Here is a 22330-nt window from a genome sequence, read left to right as displayed (position 1 = left end):
GCGTATTCCAGAATAATTGATTTATTTTAAGAGAGGATACCTAATATGTTAGAGCGTTATTACATAGAAAAAGAGAAGCAGGAGAAGCTGCTTTCCCGGAAAAATGTAAAGTCTGATTTCTACAACGGTATTTATGACCGTTATGAATATCCGGTTCTGACCAGAGAACATATTCCCCTGACCTGGAGATATGATCTCAATCCCAAGACCAACCCTTATTTCATGGAGCGCCTGGGAATCAATGCGGTCATGAATTCCGGTGCGATTGAATTAAACGGTAAGTATTATCTGGTAGCCCGTATCGAAGGCAACGACAGAAAGTCTTTCTTTGGTGTGGCAGAGAGTGACAACGGTGTCGATGGTTTCCGTTTCTGGGACTATCCCATCCTGTTGGACGATACTTGTCCGGAAGAGACCAATGTGTACGACATGCGTCTCACCAAGCATGAAGATGGTTACATCTACGGTGTGTTCTGTTCCGAGAGCAAGGATACCTCCGTAAATGATCTGTCCGCAGCAGTAGCAGCTGCCGGTATTGTAAGAACCAAAGACTTAAAGCACTGGGAGAGACTGGAGAATTTAAAGACCCTTCGTTCTCCCCAGCAGAGAAATGTAGTGCTGCATCCGGAATTCGTGGATGGCAAATATGCTTTCTACACCAGACCGATGGATGACTTCATCGAGACCGGAAGCGGCGGAGGAATCGGTTTCGGACTGTGCGACGACATCACTCATGCAGTGATCGACGAAGAGCGCATGACCAGTCTGCGGAAATATCACACCATTACCGAGGCCAAAAACGGTGCGGGCGCTACCCCCATCAAAACAGACAGAGGTTGGATACATATCGCACATGGAGTACGTAATACCGCAGCCGGTTTACGTTACGTCATTTATGCTTTTGCAACGGATCTGAAAGATCCTGCAAAAGTGATCGCAGAGCCTTCGGGCCTGCTGATCGGTCCCAGAGGGGAAGAGAGAGTGGGAGATGTTTCAAACGTAGTATTTACCAACGGTGCTATCGCGAATGAGAAGGGGGAAGTCTTTATCTACTACGCATCCAGCGATACCCGCATGCATGTGGCAACGACTACCATAGATAAGCTTGTGGATTATGTATTCCACACCCCTTCCGATCCCGGAAGAAGCGTGGAGTGTGTGGCACAGAGATGTGAACTCATCCGCAGAAATGAAGAGTTCTTAAAACAGGAAGCAAGATAAATAACGCAGAAATGAGGTAACTCGAATGAGCAAAGTTAAGATGATCAGCCCTGCAGTACCTAATGTACCCTGGCAGGATAAACCGGAAGGACATACCGGTGCACCGGTATGGAGATACAGTGAGAACCCTATCATTGGCAGAAATCCTGTAGAAGGAGTAGCCAGAATCTTCAACAGTGCGGTAATGCCCTATGGGGATGAATTCATCGGCGTGTTCCGCGGTGAACAGGTCAACGGTATTCCCTATATTTATTTAGGACGCAGCAAGGATGCTATTCACTGGGATTTTGATCAGAATAAGATCCAGTTCGTAGATGAAGAAGGCAAGCCTTTCATGCCGATTTATGCATATGATCCCAGACTGGTAAAGGTAGAAGATACCTACTATATCATCTGGTGTCAGGATTTCTACGGCGCAGCCATCGGTATTGCGAAAACCACGGATTTCAAGACGTTTACCAGAATCGAGAATCCGTTCCTTCCTTTTAACCGTAACGCCGTACTGTTCCCCAGAAAAGTACACGGCAATTTCATGATGCTGTCCCGCCCTTCCGACAGCGGGCATACACCCTTCGGTGATATTTTCGTCAGTGAGAGCCCCGATATGGTATTCTGGGGCAAACACAGACATGTGATGGGCAAGTCTTCCGAATGGTGGGAGTCCTTAAAGATCGGTGGCGGTGCAGCTCCCATTGAGACTTCCGAAGGATGGCTATTGTTCTATCATGGTGTGAGCGGAACCTGTAACGGTTATGTCTATTCCATCGGTGGAGCGATCCTGGATATTGACAACCCGTCCATCGTAAAATATCGTTGTGAGAACTTCCTGCTGACACCGGAAGAGTGGTATGAGGAGAGAGGATTTGTACCGAATGTATGCTTCCCCTGCGCTACCATCCATGATTCCGAGAGCGGCAAGATCGCCATTTACTATGGCACAGCAGACAGCTACGTAGGGCTGGCGTTTACGACCATCGATGAAGTGGTTGACTATATCAAAGAACACAGCGTGGTCACAACAAGCGATACGGAAGAAGGCAGAAGATAGAATCGAGGGACCCGCGATGAGCGGGTCCTTTGCGGTTTTGGAGACAGCGTATGATGGAAAAAGAGGAATTATATGCCAGAGTGGAGACAACGGAAAGCTTTTCGATAAAACTGGAACAGATCCTGCCCTGGCAGGACGGTCAGTATGCAGAGGTATTTCTGGGCATCCGGGATTACGATGAGATTTCCGCGAAGATGAGTGAGGAAGTGAAAAACAGCCTTCTGTACCATCTGGGGACGCACATTCAAAAGCACCTGAAGGGACAGGAAATGGTGTGCCATGTGAAAAAGGATGAGTTCCTATTGCTGTTGGACAATCATGTGGAAGCTGCGGCAGAGAAGATCGGTCATATTATGATCATGTTCGAAGCTATGATCGGAGATAAATACCCCGATGTATCGATCAACCTGTACAGCGGCATTTATTATCTGGAGTCCAGAGGATACCGCCCGGAGGAAATTTTCCGCATCGGCAAGACTCTGAAAAACAAGGCGAAACGTTATTGCACTCTGGAAAACAGCATCTATGAGAACCGCAAGAGTGCGGGGAACATCATTGATAAAGAAGCCGGAATCCTGAACCGGGGCAACCTGACCAGACTGAAAGGTTTTATGAACCGTGCAGCCAAAGGAGAGCGGCTTACGGTAGGATTTATCGGCGGTTCCATTACCCAGGGATTTTCCGCTACGGATCCGGACAAATGTTATGCGGCAAGGACATTTGGCTGGCTGAAAAAGGTATTTCCCAATACGGAATTTGATTATGTGAACGCCGGAATCGGAGCTACCGATTCCCAGTTCGGCGCGGCGAGAGTACAGGAAGACCTGCTTCAGCGGCTGCCGGATCTGGTATTTGTAGAATTTTCCGTGAACGATCACAGTACGCCGCATTTCTGTGAGACCTACGAAGGCCTGGTGAGGCAGATTTATGGCAGTGCGAGCGCACCGGCAATGGTGCTGATCCATAATGTCTATTATGATACCGGTAAAAGTGCGGCATATTATCATGCGCAGGTAGGACGACATTATGATCTGCCCTGTATCAGTATACAGAACAGCATCTATCCGGCAGTGGCAGCAGGAAGACTTCCGGCAGAGAAGATTACTGCGGATTTCCTGCACCCCAATGATCTGGGACATGAACTGGTGGCATCCGTGATCACGAACTTCCTGGAAAAGGTGATCCATGATAAAACGCAAGAGCCGCAGGAAATTTTCCCGGCTCCGCTGACAGAAAATGCCTATGAGCATTGCGTGAGACTGCAATATTCTAATTCCACACCGGGGAAGAGTGTTTTTGTAGAAGATATGACACCGCAGAGAGATATCACGGATATTTTCCGCAACGGATGGAGCGCCGGGGAAAAAGGAGCTTATCTGGAGTTCGCTTTTCGGGGAACCGGTGCCGCCGTGCAATACCGCCGAGTGAAGGACGGACCTGCACCCATTGCCACGGCAGTGGTGGATGAGAACCCTGAGACGGCGTGCGTGTTGGACGGAACCTTTGATGAGACCTGGGGAGATAAGATGGAACTGGCAACGATTGCGGAGCATCTGCCCTATGGGGAACACCGGGTGAGAATCGAGCTCACGGAGACACACGAGAACGATAAGGCCGGATTTTATCTGGTGTCATTGATTGTATCCGGGGTAAGAACAGAAACAGAAGCGGAATAGGCATAGTACGGAAGTCAGGTAGACAGATCGGAAGAAATGTGTTACATATCAGATAGAATATTTTTCCAGAAACGGACGTTGCAAAGCTAAGTAGCGGAATAACGGGAAAGATGCAGTGCAATACATAGTAAGTATCATGGGAAAGGATAGATGATCATGAACAAAGATATTATTTTTTTATCACCGGTGTGCACCCACAATATCTGGGGCGGTACCCGGTTAAACAGAGAATTCGGGTACCCCATCGAGGGCGACGACATCGGTGAGTGCTGGGGTATCAGCGCCCATCCCAACGGAGACGGCACCGTGGCAAGCGGCGCTTATAAGGGAATGAAGCTGTCCGAGCTGTGGGAGAAGCATCCGGAATTGTTCGGCAATACGGGAATGGATCGTTTTCCGTTACTGATCAAGATCATTGATGCCAAGGACGATTTAAGCATCCAGGTGCATCCGGATGATGCTTATGCGAAGGTACATGAAAACGGATCCCTGGGCAAAACCGAGTGCTGGTTCATCTTAGACTGTAAGGAGAATGCTACGCTGGTGGTCGGACATAATGCAAAGACGAAGGAAGAGCTGGAACAGATGATTCATGAGGGCAAGTGGAAAGAATTCATTCGTGAGATCCCTATTAAGCCCGGTGACTTCATCCAGATCGATCCCGGTACCGTACATGCCATTAAGGGCGGTACACTGCTTCTTGAGACACAGCAGAGCAGCGACATTACTTACCGTGTATACGATTATGACAGACTGAGCAATGGCCAGCCCAGACAGCTACATATCGCTCAGAGTATCGATGTTATCACTGTTCCTGCCAAATCCGCAGAGAACAGCGTGGTGCATACCGAGAAAAAGGACGATGCGATCCAGCAGCTGATCCGCTGTCCTTACTACACCGTATACCGCATTGACGTGGAGCATCGTGTGGAGACCTGGCAGGATAAGCCCTTTGTACTGATGAGTGTGGTAGAGGGAGAAGGCACCCTGAACGGTACTCATTTAAAAAAGGGCAATCACCTGATCCTGCCCGACGGCTACGGTAAGGTAGAGTTACAGGGCAGGATGCAGATCATCGCATCTACGATCTAAGCTTACGCCAGATCAAAAGCCGGTAAATGACAGCTGTCTTTAAAACAGATTTACTTTCCAAGTACAACGGATAGCTTGATTTCTTTTTCTGTTTCGCTCAGGTCGAAATCACCGCCGTCGGAGACGGTCACGCGCAGTTCATAGAGCACGCCGTCTGTCAGCTCCGTCACATTTGCTCCGGTCTCGTCTGTGAGCGACCACAGTTCAGAGCCAACCTTTTCCAGCTTGCCGTCTGCACCATAGGCGTAGAGCGTCAGATCGGAGGCACTGCCGGACAGGTTGTTCATACGGAAGGCTACCATGGTGTTGGGATGCACGTTGCAGATGGTCGCGGTGTTGTGCCAGCTTGCAACCGTACCTTCACCGCCATCCTGCGCAAACTGATCCTGCGAAAGAACATTTCTTGCCGCCTGATCAAGATCAACCTCACGGTACGGAAGCTCTGGCAGGTACACGAAGCGATCCTGCAAACGCAGCAGTTCCAGATAGCCTGTCGGGCAGTAGAGCGTATTTCCGTTGCTGCCGGTGTACATGCCGATGGCCATATTATTGTAGCCGTATTTGTTGGACACATCCATCGTGAAGACGGTTTCGCCCGTTGCAAAGTCCAAAATAATGTACTGCCACATGCCGGTATCCAAATCCTGTACGTAACCGTAGATATAGCCTGTTGCAGTGGAGAGTTTCATGATCGCCGTGTCGCGCAGATCGTTCCGGCTCCAGACGCTCTTCATTTCATAGCCATCAGCGGTTTTTAAGGTGTCCACCCGTTCAACGCCCGGGGCGATCATAACATTACCCTTCATCAGCCAGTTCTGGTCATAAATGTTGGCGTAGCTCTGAATCGAAGAGTCATTGTCAGGGTCGGCAAGCCCTGCGTTACCGGCGCCGAACCAGTTGCAGACGATCGTGCTGACGGTGCCTTCACCGTCGTCATAAACGATTGCAGAGTTCTCAACCGCCACCTGATACCCATCGGGCAGATCATCCAAAACAGGCATGCTGGCTACGACCTCTCCGGTCTTCATGTCGAGCGCGAGAAGCTTAACGGGGTCAGCGTTGTCGGTGAATAGTACAAGGTCTGGTGTCAGTGTGGGCGAGCAGCCACCACCCCAGGCAAGCCCGCCTCCGGTTGTCTTATCGCCATCGTGGCTGACCTTCGCACCGACACTCTCATATGGCGTGCACCACACAACGTTCACACCTTCTTCCGCGCGCAACAGGTAGCAGTTCTGGTTCGTCAGAATGACCGCACCGTCTTTGGAGGCAGCAATGCCGTTTTCTGCGCCCTCGCCAAGGGGCAGCCCGTAAACAAAGACAGCTTTTGAAAGATCGGGTTGTTCGCCGTTCAGAATCGATTCTATCGCTGTGTGGGCAATGTAGCCGAGAACACCCTGCTGCTGTCGCTCAGGATAGATCCGGAAGCCGCCGGTGGCGAACCAAAGGTTTCCGTCGTAGTCAAAGACCACGGACAGAAGATTCTGTGTCAGCTCTTTGCCGAGCGCGGTCTCAGCAGCCGCTTTGATATCGATATCCAGAACCTTTTCGAATTCCGGAATGACGCTGCCGTCTTCCTCCGTCGTACACAGTATCAGTACATGGTTGTTGCTCGTCGGGCAGACGATACGGTTTTTAGAGTCAAGGAATGTGTAGGAACTCTGGATGACGTAACCACCGCCATCATGCTGCATCGGTGAAAAATAGCCGAGCGTCTTCGTCTCTGTTGCATTCAGATCACGGATGGCGATGCCGCCGAGCAATGGCACGACTGCGTGACCGTAGTTGTCAAAGTAAATCGCGGGTGAGGCGTTCGGGTTCGTTGTCTCAAAGGAAACATTGATTTCCGGATAGATGCCGAGCGGCAGAATTTCATCCGTTGAGTCGGTGTTGTAGCCGTCGTGATGGATGTTTGCATCACTTTTTGCCATATAAGGGTTTTCATCCACGTGTTTTGGCTGTAAAGCCTTCACGGGCAGTGCACCGGATAACGGTGCAGAAGATGTTGTTTCGTCCTCTGCCGGTGTGGGCGTTCCACCGCAGGCCGCCATAGATAGGCACAGTGTTCCCGCCAGAAGGAAACTAAATACAGAATAAATCTTTTTTCTCTTTTTCATCAATAATCCTCCTCAATGTTATGTTTATTGTGATCCACCCGGAATAAGGCAGACGTTTTTTTCCCATCTAACCATGTAGAAAGTCCCTGCTGAAACGCTTCTTCTGTTATTGGCTCTAACAGAAAATAGTCTACACGCAGCCGAAACGCATGCAGGGAAAAATCCAGATCGCTGCACCAGATGATGCGCATTTCGGGAAAAAGCGTCCGCAGATGCTCCACCGCATTCAACCCTGCTACCCCCGGAAGTGCGATCACAGTGCAGGTTGGCGCATTTATACGCGCCACATCAAAGAACAACTCCTGCCCACGGTAACAGTCCATTTTGGGAAACAGACCGCGTTCAAAGCAGAACCGTGAAAGCTGCTCTATATAAAAGGCTTCCTGTGTTTCACTACTTGTCAGCACGGCAATGTGGTACACGGCACTCCCTCCTTTCTGCCGTCATTGATGCTTTCTGCTTGTCAGTATACGGATATGCAAACGCTTTTCAAGTTGTTTGGCACGAAAGCCTCAATTCTGTCACGAAATCTGATTTTTTCACGGTGCCGGTGTTGGACAGGTATGATATAATTTAGTTGGAATCTTTTACAAAGGAGTCAGTCCAGTATGAGAATAGCAATCGTGGATGATATTGAGACCGAACGTGCGCTGTTGAAAATGCGGCTTGAGCGACAGCTGAACTTGTACGGTGTAGAGACGGAGATTTTAGAATTTGACAGCAGCGAGAGCTTTCTCGCAGCAGAAAAAGAACGGCACTTTACTGTGGCATTTTTGGACATTTACATGAAAGGATTAAGCGGCATGGATGCCGCAAAGGAACTTCGGAAGATGGATGCAGACTGCTTTCTGATCTTCACCACAACATCTACCGACCATGCATTGGAAGGATTTCAGGTGCGGGCATTTCACTATCTCGTGAAGCCTTTTTCCGAGGGAGAACTTGCCGGTCTGCTTGCTGAACTGCTCGCTAAACTTCCGCGTCCTGAGCCGATTCTGACGGTGAAAGTCAGTGGCAGCGACGTTCGCCTTCGCTATAGGGACATCATCTTTGCCGAGCATTTTGCTCATATGATCAACATTCGCACGACTGCCGGTAAAACGCTTGCCACGCGGCAAAGCTTTAAGGCATTTACCGAGCCGCTGAAAAAAGATCCCCGCTTTTTTGTCTGCGGCCGCGGTACGATTGTCAATTTAGAACATGCCGTTGATTTTCAGGCCGCCGCTTTCTGCATGACCGACGGTAGCCGCGTATATGTCAACCAGGAACTTTTGAAGCCTGCCAGGCAGGCATTTATGGAATTTCTGCTGCAAGGGGGTGTATGAGATGAAAGATATTCTGCGTCCGATCCTGGAGTTGTCCGTCGTACTCCCCGGTCTTTTACTTGCATATTTCCCTGTAAAATCCTATCTGAAGCAGTCCCCCGGAAAGCTTGCCGCCCGGATTCTCCCCCTGATGGCAGGATTATGTATCGGTGGTGGGATCGTCTGCTATCAGCTGCATGCTTCCACTGCGTCTGCCCTGGCAGGGATCACATTGCTTGCAATTGGGCTATATACCGGAACGCTCAAAATCTCCCTCTGGAAATCCGGAACAATTGCACTGACTGTTTGCGCAGTATTTGCATGCATCAACAGCTTGTCTCGAGCTATCAGTGTTATGATTGCTCTGCATATGCAGCTGCCACAGGACGAACCGTGGTTCTGCCTTGCAGCCTGTGTATTTTATAATGTTGTTTGCTGGATTTTGGTGCTGACAGCGTTCTATCCGTCAACCCATGCAGTTCGTGTGATGGTCGAGGATGATAATTTTGCGCAAACATGGTATGTGTTCTGGGTTTTGCCGCTGGTGTTCATTTTTTTGAACCTTTTTATGATTCCGCGCTATCAGACGACACTTAGGACCGGTCGTGTATTGCAGGGATATATTGTGATAAGTATTGCACTTCTTTTGCTTTTGCTCTTGTTCAACGCAATTTTCCTGCTAATGGCCACCAGTCTTAACCGCAACGCGAGATTACAGCAGGAAAACCAGCTTCTTTTCCTGCAGCAGCAGCGCTATGAGAATCTCAAAGCTGCCATCGAAGAAGTGCGGCAGGCGCGGCATGATATGCGCCATCAACTGAATCAAATTTCCGCACTGGCTGAGACCGGCGATCTGGAAAGATTGAAAAGCTACCTTGAAAAAAACATTTCCCGCATCCCGGATCTCGGTATACACTTCTGCGAAAACTGCGCAGCAGATAGCGTCATCGGCTATTATTGTGCCCTGGCAAAGCGCGAAGGCATTCCCTTTTGTGCAAAGCTCGATCTGCCGCAGACTCTTCCAATCGATGAGATCAACATGTGTCTGGTCTTGTCCAACTTGTTGGAAAATGCGCTCGAAGCCAGTATCCGCACTGCACCAGACAGACGGCAGATTAAAATCACTGCATACCTGCATGCCGGGCGGCTGCTTCTGATCGAAGTTGAGAATGCCTATGACGGCGAAATCAGGGAGAAGGACGGTGTTTTTCAATCCTCCAAACGAAAGGGAAACGGCGTCGGCATCCAGTCAATCCAACATATTGCAGAAAAAAGCGGTGGTGCAAGTACGTTTGCCTGTCAGAATGGTGTTTTCTCCGCTAAAGTTATGCTCTGCGGATAAATGCACGCAGGATAAGCCCTTTGTGCTGATGAGTGTGGCAGAGGGAGAAGGTACCCTGAACGGCACCAGACTGAAAAAGGGAGACCATCTGATTCTGCCCGATGGATACGGTAAGGTGGAATTACAGGGGAAGATGCAGATCATTGCATCTACCATCTAGAAATTTCTTCAATGAAAAGAGGGATTGATTTCTCAACCCCTCATAGTGTATAATCTACTTAGAAAGGTGGTCGGAAGTGAAAATTCCGATTCGCCCTCAGTTCAGCTTAAAAAGAAATAGCATTCACTTTGGTCGGGGGATGCTATTTCTTTTTGTTATTATCGTCACCATGTCTGTCGATGTATGATAGAGCTGCAAAGACAACTAACAACAGAGTAAGTACTTCCATTGTATTCATGGGCATCCCCTCCTTTGTATTACTAGAGGGCATCTAACAATCGGAAAATCGCATCCGCTTTCGTTTCGATTACACAATAACATTATAACACAAATCGAACAAATGTTCAACTCGAGATATGGTGTCTTTCGGTGCAGTCTATCGATTCACTATGAAGTGATTGATACCGCCTTGTCTATGGTATATACTATGGATATACCGTATGCAAGGAGACATTTTTTATGATAATCTATGATTCATCATAGATTATCATAAAAAATATTGATCAAAAAATAGAGACAATAAAAGAGTGAGTTATATCATGGATACAATCAGAGGTAAATTTTTCAAACAACATTTATTATCAGATCAATTCCTCGATCTGATTGAGAAAAACAAGCGCCCCATGGACGAACTGATGTCGTATTATCAGTGCGCCATCATGGAGGTGGAGACGAAATTCAAGGTTTTGAATCAGGAGTATTCCCTGGAATACGACCGCAATCCCATCGAAGGGATCAAGACCAGAGTCAAATCGTATGACAGTATTCTGCGTAAGATCCGTCGGAAAAATATTCCCATGACGCTGGAAGGCATCGAAGAGAATATCCGGGATATCGCCGGAGTCCGGGTCATCTGTTCCTTCCCGGATGATATTTACGAACTGGCGGAGAGTTTCTTACGGCAGGATGACATTACTCTGATCGAGCGCAAGGATTATATAAAGAATCCCAAGGAGAGCGGCTACCGGAGCCTGCATCTGATCGTGCAGGTGCCGATCTTTTTACAGAATACGAAGAAACTGGTCTATGTGGAGGTGCAGTTCCGCACCATAGCCATGGATTTCTGGGCAAGCCTGGAGCACAAGCTGCAGTATAAGAAAAACATTCCGGAAAGTCAGTCGAAGTTTTTAAAGGATGAGCTGTATGACTGTGCGCAGCAGAGCGCAGCGCTGGATAAGCGGATGCAGAATATCCGGAATGTCATTGCGGCGAGTGAGACCGCAGAAGAGGAGAAACAGGATTTCCTGCCAATCTTTTTGCGGGAAAACAAAGGGTAATTACGTAGCCTGAAGGTATGTAGATGATGGAAAGGCGAGAAGAATTGTATGAAGATCAGAGATATTTTGAATAAAGATACAGCAACGCTCTCTTTTGAGGTATTTCCTCCGAAGAAGAGTACGGATTTCGGAAATGTGGAGGCAGCAGCACTGGGGATCGCGGCATTGCAGCCTGCTTATATGAGCGTGACTTATGGTGCCGGCGGTAGTACCAAGGGACATACCATTGCTTTGGCAGGAGAGATTCAGAAGCAGCACAATGTGCCTACGGTAGCGCATCTGACCTGTGTCTGTGCTGACAGGAGCAGTATCGGCGCAGCTCTTACAGAAATGCAGGCGGCGGGAATCGAGAATATTCTGGCTCTGAGAGGAGATATTCCGAAGGATTTTGATGGGGAGGTATTTACAGATTTTACCCATGCATCAGATCTGGTACGCTTTATCAAAGAGAACGGAGATTTCTGCGTAGGAGGTGCCTGCTACCCGGAAGTTCATCCCGATTCTGCTAACAAAAATGCGGATATTCAGGGACTGAAGGCAAAGGTGGATGCCGGATGTGAGTATCTGACGACCCAGATGTTCTTCGACAACAATATCTTCTTCAACTTCATGTACCGTGTGCGGGAAGCAGGGATTACCGTGCCCATCGTTCCCGGCATCATGCCCATTACCCGCGGCGTACAGGTGAGAAATGCCGTAAAACTGTCCGGCTGTAATGTGCCGGAGCGCTTTAAGAATATCGTAGACCGCTTCGGAGACAACCCGGAAGCCATGAAACAGGCAGGCATCGCCTATGCCACCGATCAGATCATCGACCTGCTGGCGAACGGAGTGAAGCATGTCCATGTCTATTCCATGAACAAGCCCGATGTGGCGGCAGGGATCCAGAGGAACCTTTCGGAGATTTTGAAGGCGTAAAGAATTTCTACTTTGGTAGATTAAAGCTGTCAGGTTAAAAAGAAAATATATGCTATAAACACAATTAAATAAAATGATGATTAAACGCTTAGGGAATGTTCTCTGAGCGTTTTTATTTGAAAAAATAGCATAACACAGCTTTACAAAAAATATAGTAGAGGATATAATTAGATATAAGATTTTACAACAAGGGGAGGAAAATATATGAATTATAAAACAGGCCTTGAAGATTTTATTGGAAAAGAATCCTTATCAAAGACATTAAGAAATGCATTGATTCCTACAGAGAGTACAAAGATCCATATGGAAGAGATGGGGGTCATCCGTGATGATGAATTGCGAGCAGAAAAACAACAGGAATTAAAGGAAATCATGGATGACTATTATAGGGCATTTATTGAGGAAAAACTTGGTCAAATTCAAGGAATACAATGGAATTCCTTATTCCAAAAAATGGAAGAAACGATGGAGGACATATCAGTACGAAAAGATCTTGATAAAATACAAAACGAAAAAAGAAAAGAAATCTGTTGCTATTTTACCAGTGATAAAAGATTTAAGGATCTGTTTAATGCTAAATTAATTACGGATATCCTTCCAAACTTTATAAAAGATAATAAAGAGTATACTGAGGAGGAGAAGGCAGAGAAAGAGCAGACACGGGTGTTATTTCAGCGTTTTGCTACTGCATTTACTAATTATTTTAATCAGCGGAGAAACAATTTTTCTGAAGATAATATTTCTACGGCCATAAGCTTTCGGATTGTAAATGAAAATTCAGAAATTCATTTACAGAATATGCGGGCGTTTCAGCGAATAGAGCAACAATACCCGGAGGAAGTCTGTGGAATGGAAGAAGAATATAAAGATATGTTGCAGGAATGGCAGATGAAACATATATATTTGGTAGACTTCTATGACAGAGTATTAACACAGCCAGGAATAGAATATTACAATGGCATTTGCGGGAAAATAAATGAACATATGAATCAATTCTGCCAGAAAAATAGAATTAACAAAAATGATTTTCGGATGAAAAAGCTACATAAACAAATACTATGCAAAAAATCTTCCTATTATGAGATCCCGTTTAGATTTGAATCAGACCAGGAAGTATATGATGCCTTAAACGAATTTATAAAAACAATGAAGGAGAAAGAAATTATTTGCAGATGTGTACATTTAGGGCAAAAATGTGATGATTATGACCTGGGGAAGATATATATTAGTAGTAATAAATATGAGCAGATATCAAATGCGCTATATGGAAGCTGGGATACTATAAGAAAATGTATAAAAGAAGAATATATGGATGCGCTGCCCGGTAAGGGGGAAAAGAAAGAAGAGAAAGCAGAAGCAGCTGCAAAAAAAGAAGAGTATAGAAGTATTGCTGATATAGATAAAATAATTTCCTTATATGGATCGGAAATGGATCGAACAATATCAGCAAAAAAATGTATTACTGAGATTTGTGATATGGCAGGACAAATTTCTACAGATCCGCTGGTATGCAATAGTGACATAAAATTGCTGCAAAATAAGGAGAAGACAACGGAAATCAAGACAATATTGGATTCCTTTTTGCATGTATATCAGTGGGGACAGACTTTTATCGTAAGCGATATAATAGAAAAAGATAGTTATTTTTATTCTGAGTTAGAAGATGTTTTGGAAGACTTCGAGGGGATTACAACGCTTTATAATCATGTTCGAAGCTATGTTACGCAGAAGCCATATAGTACAGTAAAATTTAAGCTTCATTTCGGCTCTCCTACATTGGCAAACGGATGGAGTCAAAGCAAAGAGTACGATAATAATGCAATTTTGCTGATGCGGGATCAAAAATTTTATTTGGGAATTTTTAATGTAAGGAATAAACCGGATAAACAAATCATAAAAGGCCATGAAAAAGAAGAAAAAGGAGATTATAAAAAAATGATTTATAATCTTCTTCCGGGGCCTTCAAAAATGTTGCCTAAGGTTTTTATTACTTCACGGTCAGGTCAGGAGACATATAAACCGTCAAAACACATTTTAGATGGATATAACGAAAAGAGACATATTAAGTCATCGCCCAAATTTGATTTGGGATATTGCTGGGATTTGATTGACTACTATAAAGAATGTATTCATAAACACCCTGATTGGAAGAATTACGATTTTCACTTTTCAGATACCAAAGACTATGAAGATATCAGTGGATTTTACAGAGAAGTAGAAATGCAGGGGTATCAAATTAAGTGGACGTATATTAGTGCTGATGAGATTCAAAAGCTGGATGAGAAGGGGCAAATATTTTTATTTCAGATATATAATAAAGACTTTTCCGTTCATAGCACAGGAAAAGATAATCTGCATACGATGTATCTCAAAAATTTATTTAGTGAAGAGAATCTCAAAGATATTGTTTTGAAATTAAATGGAGAGGCAGAATTATTTTTCCGAAAAGCAAGTATAAAAACTCCGGTTGTACATAAGAAGGGATCTGTTTTGGTAAATAGAAGTTATACACAGACGGTAGGTGATAAAGAAATCAGAGTTTCCATACCGGAGGAATACTATACAGAAATATACAATTATTTGAACCATATAGGAAGGGGAAAATTGTCTACAGAAGCCCAAAGATATCTCGAGGAACGCAAGATTAAAAGCTTCACTGCGACAAAAGATATTGTAAAAAATTATCGCTATTGTTGTGACCACTATTTTCTGCATCTTCCCATAACCATTAATTTCAAGGCAAAAAGTGATATTGCAGTAAATGAAAGGACTTTGGCATATATTGCTAAAAAAGAAGATATTCATATTATTGGAATTGACAGAGGGGAAAGAAATCTACTGTATATTTCTGTAGTAGATGTGCATGGGAATATACGGGAGCAGCGTTCCTTTAACATTGTTAATGGGTATGATTATCAACAGAAGTTAAAGGATAGGGAGAAGAGCAGGGATGCAGCAAGAAAAAATTGGGAAGAAATAGAAAAAATCAAAGAGTTAAAAGAAGGCTACTTATCCATGGTAATTCACTATATTGCGCAACTGGTTGTGAAATATAATGCAGTTGTAGCCATGGAAGACTTGAATTACGGATTTAAAACAGGAAGATTTAAAGTTGAGAGGCAGGTTTATCAGAAGTTTGAAACGATGTTAATTGAAAAATTGCATTATCTGGTATTTAAAGACAGAGAAGTATGTGAAGAAGGAGGAGTGTTAAGAGGTTATCAGTTAACTTATATTCCGGAAAGCCTTAAAAAAGTCGGGAAACAGTGCGGATTTATTTTTTATGTTCCTGCTGGGTATACTTCTAAAATTGATCCAACAACAGGATTTGTAAATCTTTTTTCATTTAAGAATCTGACAAATCGAGAGAGCAGACAGGATTTTGTAGGGAAGTTTGATGAAATAAGATATGACAGGGATAAGAAAATGTTTGAGTTCTCATTTGACTATAATAATTATATAAAAAAGGGAACAATGTTAGCTTCAACAAAATGGAAAGTGTATACTAACGGTACGAGATTAAAGAGGATAGTTGTCAATGGAAAATATACAAGTCAATCGATGGAGGTAGAACTTACCGATGCTATGGAAAAAATGTTGCAGAGGGCAGGGATTGAGTACCACGACGGAAAAGATTTAAAAGGTCAAATTGTTGAAAAAGGTATTGAAGCCGAAATTATTGATATTTTTCGACTCACAGTTCAGATGCGGAACAGCCGAAGTGAGTCGGAAGACAGAGAATATGACAGGCTGATTTCTCCAGTATTAAATGATAAGGGTGAGTTCTTTGATACCGCAACAGCAGATAAAACTTTGCCTCAGGATGCAGATGCAAATGGTGCATATTGTATTGCTCTGAAAGGTCTTTATGAAGTAAAACAGATTAAAGAAAACTGGAAGGAAAACGAACAGTTCCCAAGGAACAAACTTGTGCAGGATAATAAAACATGGTTTGATTTTATGCAGAAAAAAAGGTATTTGTAGATGGAAGATTTTATGCCCGGCCTCCATATATTTTCATAAATTATATGGAGGTCAGGACAACCTGACCTATCAGACCGAAGCGCAGATGAACGGAACAAATGCCCATAAAGTGATTCGGACATAGGATACAATATTCTGTGTTTGAAATTGACAATAGTGATCGAATAAAGGATAATATAATTACAGAAAATACAAACCTAGCCTCAAATATCTGTAGATAGGTTTATTGTAAAAAAAATTAGTGAAATAATAACAAAAAAGAGCATAAAACATAAGCATATTAAGCCCCAAATTGTGCAATACCACAAAATAAGGGGTTAAATAATAAGAAAAAATTTCTACTAGTGTAGATATCCCCCTTTCACATGATACACTTGTGGTTAAATAATAAGAAAGAATTTCTACTAGTGTAGATCACTGAACATTCGCTTTTCTGCCATTTGGTTAAATAATAAGAAAGAATTTCTACTAGTGTAGATAAAGAGAGGTATTTATTATGGCTGAGGTTAAATAATAAGAAAAAATTTCTACTAAATGTAGATCGGTTTTTTTAACATATATAGATTAAAATAACCAGAAACACAACATTAACTCGTCAAATAAGTCATTGACAGAACAAAAAAGATGTACTATCATCCATTTTGGATGCAGGTACATCTTTTTCTGCTATCTGAATACAACACAGAGAGGTAGAACCATGGATGCAACAGAACGAAAAATGACGAAAATAGCAAGAGAAGTGAGTAAATTCACGGTGCAGACCATGAAGGAAGATGGGATTGGGACTGCGGAATTTGACTTTATCCATCTGGTGCGGCATAATCCGGGGATCACCCAGGCGGCGGTGCGGGAACAGCTGAAGATCGACAAGGGAGCTGCGGCGAGACGGGCTGCCAGCCTGGAGAATAAGGGATATCTCTATCGGAAGCCCAATCCCGAAGACGGAAGGAGTCAGTTGCTCTATGCTACGGAGAAAGCAGAGCAGCTGAAAAATTCCAAGGCTGCCATCGAGAGTGCCTTCTATGAATGGCTGCTGGCGGAACTCCCGGAGGAAGAAAAGGAAGCATTCTGCAAGACGCTGGATACATTGTACTGGCGTTCCAAGCAGGAACGTCGGGCAGGATTTGTCAATGTGGCAAAATGTGTGGTAGAAGGAGCCGGAGAGGATGAAACAGATATCTGAGGCAGTGAAAAAGAATCAAATCCTGTATTATTTCAAAACCCAGTGGCCGGTGCTGCTGGCAGTAACAATCTCCGGTCTGATCTATAATCTCGGACTGCTGGCAGGACCGTGGTTCGAGGGCCGGATGACGGGATGTCTGGTGGACATTCTGGGTGGGAACGCCGGATATCGAGATATGCTGGTGCTGGTGACTGCGTATGTGATATCTATTGCCATCGTGCAGCTTTCCCGTTATATCAAACGTTTTTATGTCAGACGATTTGCCAATAATGTGAATCGTGACATGAAAGAGATCCTGTACCACAGTCTGGTGCACAGAAGCCGTGCCGAACTGGAGGAAGAAGGTGCCGGAAATGTCATGACCAAGGCAATCCTGGATGTGGATGACTGTGCGGAGGGTATGCGGAAATTTACCACAGAGATCTTCGATACCGGTGTGGCACTGGCAGCATATGTAGGAATGTTGTTATTCTACGACTGGCGTCTGGCAATTCTGGGTATGCTGTTTTTACCGGTATCTTATGTGCTGGCGGAGAAGATGAAGCGTAACGTGCAGCGTACCGGAGCTGCTTATAAGGAGCAATCTGGAGATTTAAATGCCGCAACACTGGACAGAGCCACCAATGCGGTTACTTACCGTGTCTATGGCAGAGAGGAAGAGCGCAGGCAGGCCTATGAAGCGAACCTTACCGCTTATGAAAAATCTGCTGTGAAGGCCAATATCTGGAGTACCGCATTTCCGCCGCTGTACCGGATCATCTCCATGATCGGCGTACTGTTTATCCTGTATTTCGGCAGTAGAAATGTGCTGGGCACCGGCTGGAAATCATGGGATGTGGCAGCGTTTACCACGTTTTTATCCTGCTTTTTGAAGTTAGCCGTGAAATCTTCTCATGCAGCGAAGCTATTCAATGCGGTACATAAAGCCCAGGTCTCCTGGAAGCGTATCAAGCCACTGATGAAGGAAGCCACTTATGAGGACGACAGCTTGGTACAGAAGTCGGGAACGCTGGAAGTATCCCATGTAAGCTTTGCTTATCCCGGCGGAGAGAAGATCTATGAGGACTTCAATCTGTCAGCCACTCCGGGACAGATCATCGGTGTCACCGGAGCAGTGGCGTGTGGTAAGTCCACATTGGGTAAGACCTTTCTCTGTGAATACCCTTACGAAGGAAGGATACGTTTCCACGGCAAAGAATTATCCGAAATGACCAAAGCGGAGCGCACCGGCATGATAGGATATTTGGGACATGATCCGGAGCTGTTCAATGACAGTGTCCGTAACAATATACTGCTGGGCGATGATGACGATCCGGAGAAGTATCTGAAGGCAGTCTGCTTCGACGGTGAAGTGGCAGAGATGGAAGAGGGTATGGACACCATTGTGGGAAATGGCGGCATCCGGCTCTCCGGTGGACAGGCACAGCGGTTGGCATTGGCGAGAACCCTGTGCCATAAGCGTCCGGTCCTGATCCTGGACGATCCTTTTTCCGCACTGGATCGTGAGACGGAGGAAGAGGTCTTCGCCAATCTGCGGAAGTTTACAGCGGACAGTATCGTGATCCTGCTGTCCCACAGACTCTATCTGTTCCCCGAAATGGATCAGGTGCTGTGGATGGAGGCTGGAAAAGTGACCGCGGGAACCCACGAACAGATCCTTGAAAAGTTCCCGGAATATGCGAGACTGTATGAAGCACAGGCAGATGGCGCTGATGCACACAGTACGCAGGAGGGAGGTCCGGATCATGCAGAAAAATAAGAGACAGAATGTGAAAAATGTCCGCAGCGTGATTCGGCAGACTGTGACAGGTTATGCAGGGCTGTCACTGGGAATCCTGTTGGCAGTCGTAGGTGCCATTGTAACCGCACTTTTGCCACCCTGGATTCTCGGAAGTATTGTGGATACGATCACTGTAGGAAACGCAGTTCCGGTTGCATTGGTGATACTATATTTTGCTTTTACAGTGCTCACCGGTCTGACCGAAAGCCTTCGGGAAGGTCTGCTGACGGTCTTCGGTCAGAAGATCACACATGCACTGCGGAGCAGCATGATGGAGAAATATACGAACCTGACGGCAGGGGAACTGACGAAGCAGGAACCCGGTACTATCGTATCCCGGTTCGTAGGGGATGCGGATACGGTGGAGAACCTGTTCACCTCCGGAATCATCAGTATGTTCGCCGATGCCTGTAAGATTATAAGTATCCTGGTGGTGATCTGGTTAAAAAACAGAGGACTGGCGATCGTACTTTTGGTTCTGCTTCCATTTCTGTATTGGTTCACCCGGACGGTGCAGAAAAACATGCTGAAAGCCCAGATCGAGAACCGTTGCGCCGTGGGCAGAGCATCCGGACATGTGCCGGAGACGCTGCACAATATCCGTACCATTCATACGCTGGGAAAAGAGCGCTATATGGAGCAGCGGTATGATGAATATATTGCGGAGAGCTACCGCGCGGTAGATCGCACGAATTTTTATGATGCCATTTATTCCCCGGTGATCCTGATCCTGAATGCTATCGTGGTGGCGGTTGTGATGCTGTTTTCTGCCTCCGGTAATGCAAAGGTGCTGACATTGTTCGGTATGTCTGCAGGTACAGCGGTAGCGGTAATTAACTATATCTCACAGATTTTTACCCCTGTGGAGAGTCTGGGAATGGAGATCCAGACCATACAGTCCGCCATTGCGGGTGTGCACCGGATCAATGAATTCTATGCGTTGGAGGAATTGCCGGAGAGAAATTCCGGGGGAAAACCGGCAGAACCACAGAATAGATCGGAAAAACCTTTTGTGGAACTGCAAAATGTGACCTTTAGCTATGAGGATGATGACCGTAAGATTTTGCAGGCTTTAAATTTTCAAGTATATCCCGGAGAACAGGTGACACTGTCCGGAAGAACCGGAGCAGGGAAGAGTACGGTCTTCAAACTGTTGTTGGGACTCTATCAGCCGGGAGAGGGTAAAGTGCTGATTCAGGGAAGAGATGCTTTTCAGATTCCGGAACATGAAAAGCGCAGCCTGTACGGCTATGTGGAGCAGGCTTTTCATAGAGTACCCGGTACCGTGAAGGATCAGATCACGCTGTTTGACGATTCTTTTACCATGGAAGAGGTACGGGGGGCTGCAAGAATTGCGGGACTGGATGCGACGATAGAACAATTGGAAAAAGGCTATGACACTCCCTGTACCCAGGAGATCTTCTCCCAGGGACAGTGGCAGCTGTTATCTATTGCCAGAGCTGCGGTGGCGAAGCCGAAGCTCCTTCTGTTGGATGAGATTACGGCAAATCTGGATGCCCAGACCGAGGAAGAGGTGCTGCAGGCACTGAAGCGTGCCTCGGAAGGAAGAACGGTAATCTCAATTTCACATAGAGTAAATGCGGAGACAGGACGGATCATTAACATATAGTAAGATGTAAGATGCCTGACGGATTGCTCCGTGCTGCGCACTCTCACAATCCTGCCCGGTATTCGCATATCGTGAAGCTGACGCTTCCCTTTTATGCGAATATCGGAGCGGGTCATGAAACAAGAACCCCACGTTTGTGCGAGCACAGCGTGGGGTTCTTGTTTATGACCCTGGCATCTTACATAGAAATAAGTCCAAATGCATTTGCCACAGAGCTTAATAAAATAATCGCAGCAAATACCGGGCAGAGATACTTGATCATGAAATTGAATATCTTTTTGCGGCGGAAAGCGGCTTCTCCGTGCATGACTTCTTCTTCCACAGCCTTTACTCCGATGACGCGGGACACCAGTAGACAGATGGTGATGGCAGCAATAGGCATCATCACGGAGTTGGTCAGGAAATCGAAGAAATCAAGGAACTGCATGCCGATGATCTTCACAGCACCAAGCGGTCCGTAACCCAGTGAGGATAACGTTCCCAGTGCCAGCATGATCACACCCATGATCAGGGTAGATTTTTTACGACCCCAGCCAAGCTCGTCCTCGAAAGTAGACACAGCACTTTCGGTAAGTGCAATGGAGCTGGTCATGGCTGCGAACAGTACCAGTACGAAGAACATAATACCTACGAAGGTGCCCATTCCCATGCTATCGAAGACCTTGGGAAGTGTGATGAACATCAGGGAAGGACCAGCCTGTAAGGTATCGGGATCTCCGCCGGAAAATGCGAACACGGCGGGAATGATCATGAGACCTGCCATGATCGCGATGGCAGTATCAAAGATCTCCACATTTTTCGTGGAACCTTCAATGGAGACATCTTTTTTCATATAAGAGCCGAAGGTGATGAGAATACCCATGGCAATGGACAGAGAGTAGAACATCTGTCCCATGGCAGCTACGACGGTCATCCAGGAGAAATTCGCAGGATTCGGGATCAGGAAATACTTCACGCCGCTCAGTGCTCCCGGTCTGGTAACAGAATAGACTGTGATGACCACGGAGAGCACTACCAGGATCGGCATCATAATGCGGGATACGCGCTCGATACCGTTGCGGACACCGGCGTAGATGATTCCCAGAGTACACAGAGTGAATACGATAAAGCACAGCTCTGTAGAGACACCATTGGAAATAAACGTGGAAAAATAACCGTCTGCTGCCAGATCATGTCCGTGACCCTTGGCATATTCCACCAGATATTTGATCACCCATCCGCCGATGACGGAATAATAAGGAACGATCAGAATAGGAATAATAGCGTTGATCCATCCACCGAAGGACAACCATTTGGATTTCCCGAAGGTATGAAAGGCACCTACGGGGCTTTTGCCTGTCATGCGTCCCAGTGATGTCTCTGCCACGATCATGGTATAACCGAAAGTCAGCGCCAGGATAATATAGATCAGCAGAAAGATACCACCGCCGTATTTGGCTGCCAGATACGGGAAACGCCAGATATTGCCCAGACCTACCGAGGCACCGGCTGCCGACAGGACGAAACCGATCTTGCCGGAAAATGAGCTTCTGTTATTCTTTTTGTGATTCATAGTTTTTGTCATTCCTTTCGCTTCGCTCAAGGCACAAACAAGTTATGAA

At 45.9% G+C, this 22330-nt stretch carries 16 protein-coding genes; 13 read left to right on the top strand and 3 right to left on the bottom strand.

Features of this window, described 5'->3' with window-relative positions; genetic code table 11:
• The first annotated feature begins 45 nt into the window (after window positions 1–45).
• From DWZ61_RS10565 to manA, 4 genes are all read left to right on the top strand, one after another.
• Window positions 46–1221, top strand: coding sequence for a hypothetical protein (locus DWZ61_RS10565; RefSeq protein ID WP_022154803.1), 1176 nt, complete (start codon window positions 46–48; stop codon window positions 1219–1221).
• A 25-nt stretch (window positions 1222–1246) separates the two neighbouring features.
• Window positions 1247–2269: a glycoside hydrolase family 130 protein gene (locus DWZ61_RS10560; RefSeq protein ID WP_118538435.1), complete on the top strand. Its 1023-nt coding sequence runs from the start codon at window positions 1247–1249 to the stop codon at window positions 2267–2269.
• Window positions 2270–2319: 50 nt separating this feature from the next.
• Window positions 2320–3945 (top strand): SGNH/GDSL hydrolase family protein, encoded by a 1626-nt coding sequence (locus tag DWZ61_RS10555; protein ID WP_118538433.1) that lies wholly within the window; start codon window positions 2320–2322, stop codon window positions 3943–3945.
• 156 nt (window positions 3946–4101) lie between these two features.
• Window positions 4102–5037 (top strand): mannose-6-phosphate isomerase, class I, encoded by a 936-nt coding sequence (manA, locus tag DWZ61_RS10550; protein WP_243026390.1) that lies wholly within the window; start codon window positions 4102–4104, stop codon window positions 5035–5037.
• 50 nt (window positions 5038–5087) lie between these two features.
• Here manA and DWZ61_RS10545 read toward each other — a convergent pair whose 3' ends face one another.
• Both DWZ61_RS10545 and DWZ61_RS10540 read right to left on the bottom strand, forming a co-directional pair.
• Entirely contained in the window at window positions 5088–7151 is a 2064-nt protein-coding gene (locus tag DWZ61_RS10545; protein ID WP_118538430.1) for a hypothetical protein, read from the bottom strand.
• Window positions 7151–7573, bottom strand: coding sequence for a response regulator (locus DWZ61_RS10540; protein WP_118538428.1), 423 nt, complete (start codon window positions 7571–7573; stop codon window positions 7151–7153). The genes DWZ61_RS10545 and DWZ61_RS10540 overlap by 1 nt, the downstream gene beginning before the upstream one ends.
• 186 nt (window positions 7574–7759) lie before the next feature.
• On the opposite strand from DWZ61_RS10540, the gene DWZ61_RS10535 reads away from it, so the two are divergent.
• The 9 genes from DWZ61_RS10535 (at window position 7760) to DWZ61_RS10495 (ending at window position 20729) form a co-directional block, all read left to right on the top strand.
• Window positions 7760–8476 carry a LytTR family DNA-binding domain-containing protein gene (locus DWZ61_RS10535; protein ID WP_118538426.1) on the top strand — a complete coding sequence of 239 codons (717 nt, stop codon included), beginning with the start codon at window positions 7760–7762 and terminating at the stop codon, window positions 8474–8476.
• A 1-nt stretch (window position 8477) separates the two neighbouring features.
• Entirely contained in the window at window positions 8478–9797 is a 1320-nt protein-coding gene (locus DWZ61_RS10530; RefSeq protein ID WP_118538424.1) for a GHKL domain-containing protein, read from the top strand.
• Between the two features lie 28 nt (window positions 9798–9825).
• Window positions 9826–9957, top strand: coding sequence for a hypothetical protein (locus DWZ61_RS10525; RefSeq protein WP_337631275.1), 132 nt, complete (start codon window positions 9826–9828; stop codon window positions 9955–9957).
• Between the two features lie 539 nt (window positions 9958–10496).
• Window positions 10497–11234, top strand: coding sequence for a GTP pyrophosphokinase family protein (locus tag DWZ61_RS10520; RefSeq protein ID WP_118538422.1), 738 nt, complete (start codon window positions 10497–10499; stop codon window positions 11232–11234).
• Window positions 11235–11282: 48 nt separating this feature from the next.
• Window positions 11283–12152 (top strand): methylenetetrahydrofolate reductase [NAD(P)H], encoded by an 870-nt coding sequence (metF, locus tag DWZ61_RS10515; protein WP_118538420.1) that lies wholly within the window; start codon window positions 11283–11285, stop codon window positions 12150–12152.
• A gap of 204 nt (window positions 12153–12356) precedes the next feature.
• Window positions 12357–16136, top strand: coding sequence for a type V CRISPR-associated protein Cas12a/Cpf1 (cas12a, locus tag DWZ61_RS10510; protein WP_118538418.1), 3780 nt, complete (start codon window positions 12357–12359; stop codon window positions 16134–16136).
• 697 nt (window positions 16137–16833) lie between these two features.
• Complete coding sequence (locus DWZ61_RS10505) at window positions 16834–17319, top strand: MarR family transcriptional regulator (protein WP_118538416.1); 486 nt, start codon at window positions 16834–16836, stop codon at window positions 17317–17319.
• Window positions 17303–19078, top strand: coding sequence for an ABC transporter ATP-binding protein (locus DWZ61_RS10500; RefSeq protein WP_118538414.1), 1776 nt, complete (start codon window positions 17303–17305; stop codon window positions 19076–19078). Before DWZ61_RS10505 ends, DWZ61_RS10500 begins: the two co-directional genes overlap by 17 nt.
• On the top strand, window positions 19065–20729 hold the full coding sequence (locus DWZ61_RS10495; protein WP_118538412.1) for an ABC transporter ATP-binding protein: 1665 nt from the start codon (window positions 19065–19067) through the stop codon (window positions 20727–20729). Before DWZ61_RS10500 ends, DWZ61_RS10495 begins: the two co-directional genes overlap by 14 nt.
• A 178-nt stretch (window positions 20730–20907) precedes the next feature.
• On the opposite strand, the gene DWZ61_RS10490 is transcribed toward DWZ61_RS10495, so the two are convergent.
• Window positions 20908–22281, bottom strand: coding sequence for a sodium-dependent transporter (locus DWZ61_RS10490; RefSeq protein ID WP_118538410.1), 1374 nt, complete (start codon window positions 22279–22281; stop codon window positions 20908–20910).
• Between the last annotated feature and the right edge of the window lie 49 nt (window positions 22282–22330).

This window comes from Clostridium sp. AF34-10BH (genome assembly GCF_003478095.1).
In the GTDB taxonomy this organism is placed as follows: domain Bacteria; phylum Bacillota; class Clostridia; order Lachnospirales; family Lachnospiraceae; genus Acetatifactor; species Acetatifactor acetigignens.
Note: the sequence above shows the minus strand (reverse complement) of the source record. Positions and strands in the feature narration are given on the sequence as shown.

What these genes read in the sequence shown, in the direction of transcription:
- DWZ61_RS10525 (WP_337631275.1), top strand. Translation starts at nt 9,826, where the DNA reads ATGAGTGTGGCAGAGGGAGAAGGTACCCTGAACGGCACCAGACTGAAA.
- DWZ61_RS10490 (WP_118538410.1), bottom strand. Translation starts at nt 22,281, where the DNA reads ATGAATCACAAAAAGAATAACAGAAGCTCATTTTCCGGCAAGATCGGT.
- manA (WP_243026390.1), top strand. Translation starts at nt 4,102, where the DNA reads ATGAACAAAGATATTATTTTTTTATCACCGGTGTGCACCCACAATATC.
- DWZ61_RS10565 (WP_022154803.1), top strand. Translation starts at nt 46, where the DNA reads ATGTTAGAGCGTTATTACATAGAAAAAGAGAAGCAGGAGAAGCTGCTT.
- DWZ61_RS10520 (WP_118538422.1), top strand. Translation starts at nt 10,497, where the DNA reads ATGGATACAATCAGAGGTAAATTTTTCAAACAACATTTATTATCAGAT.
- DWZ61_RS10500 (WP_118538414.1), top strand. Translation starts at nt 17,303, where the DNA reads ATGAAACAGATATCTGAGGCAGTGAAAAAGAATCAAATCCTGTATTAT.
- cas12a (WP_118538418.1), top strand. Translation starts at nt 12,357, where the DNA reads ATGAATTATAAAACAGGCCTTGAAGATTTTATTGGAAAAGAATCCTTA.
- DWZ61_RS10530 (WP_118538424.1), top strand. Translation starts at nt 8,478, where the DNA reads ATGAAAGATATTCTGCGTCCGATCCTGGAGTTGTCCGTCGTACTCCCC.
- DWZ61_RS10505 (WP_118538416.1), top strand. Translation starts at nt 16,834, where the DNA reads ATGGATGCAACAGAACGAAAAATGACGAAAATAGCAAGAGAAGTGAGT.
- DWZ61_RS10545 (WP_118538430.1), bottom strand. Translation starts at nt 7,151, where the DNA reads ATGAAAAAGAGAAAAAAGATTTATTCTGTATTTAGTTTCCTTCTGGCG.
- DWZ61_RS10555 (WP_118538433.1), top strand. Translation starts at nt 2,320, where the DNA reads ATGATGGAAAAAGAGGAATTATATGCCAGAGTGGAGACAACGGAAAGC.
- DWZ61_RS10495 (WP_118538412.1), top strand. Translation starts at nt 19,065, where the DNA reads ATGCAGAAAAATAAGAGACAGAATGTGAAAAATGTCCGCAGCGTGATT.
- DWZ61_RS10535 (WP_118538426.1), top strand. Translation starts at nt 7,760, where the DNA reads ATGAGAATAGCAATCGTGGATGATATTGAGACCGAACGTGCGCTGTTG.
- metF (WP_118538420.1), top strand. Translation starts at nt 11,283, where the DNA reads ATGAAGATCAGAGATATTTTGAATAAAGATACAGCAACGCTCTCTTTT.
- DWZ61_RS10560 (WP_118538435.1), top strand. Translation starts at nt 1,247, where the DNA reads ATGAGCAAAGTTAAGATGATCAGCCCTGCAGTACCTAATGTACCCTGG.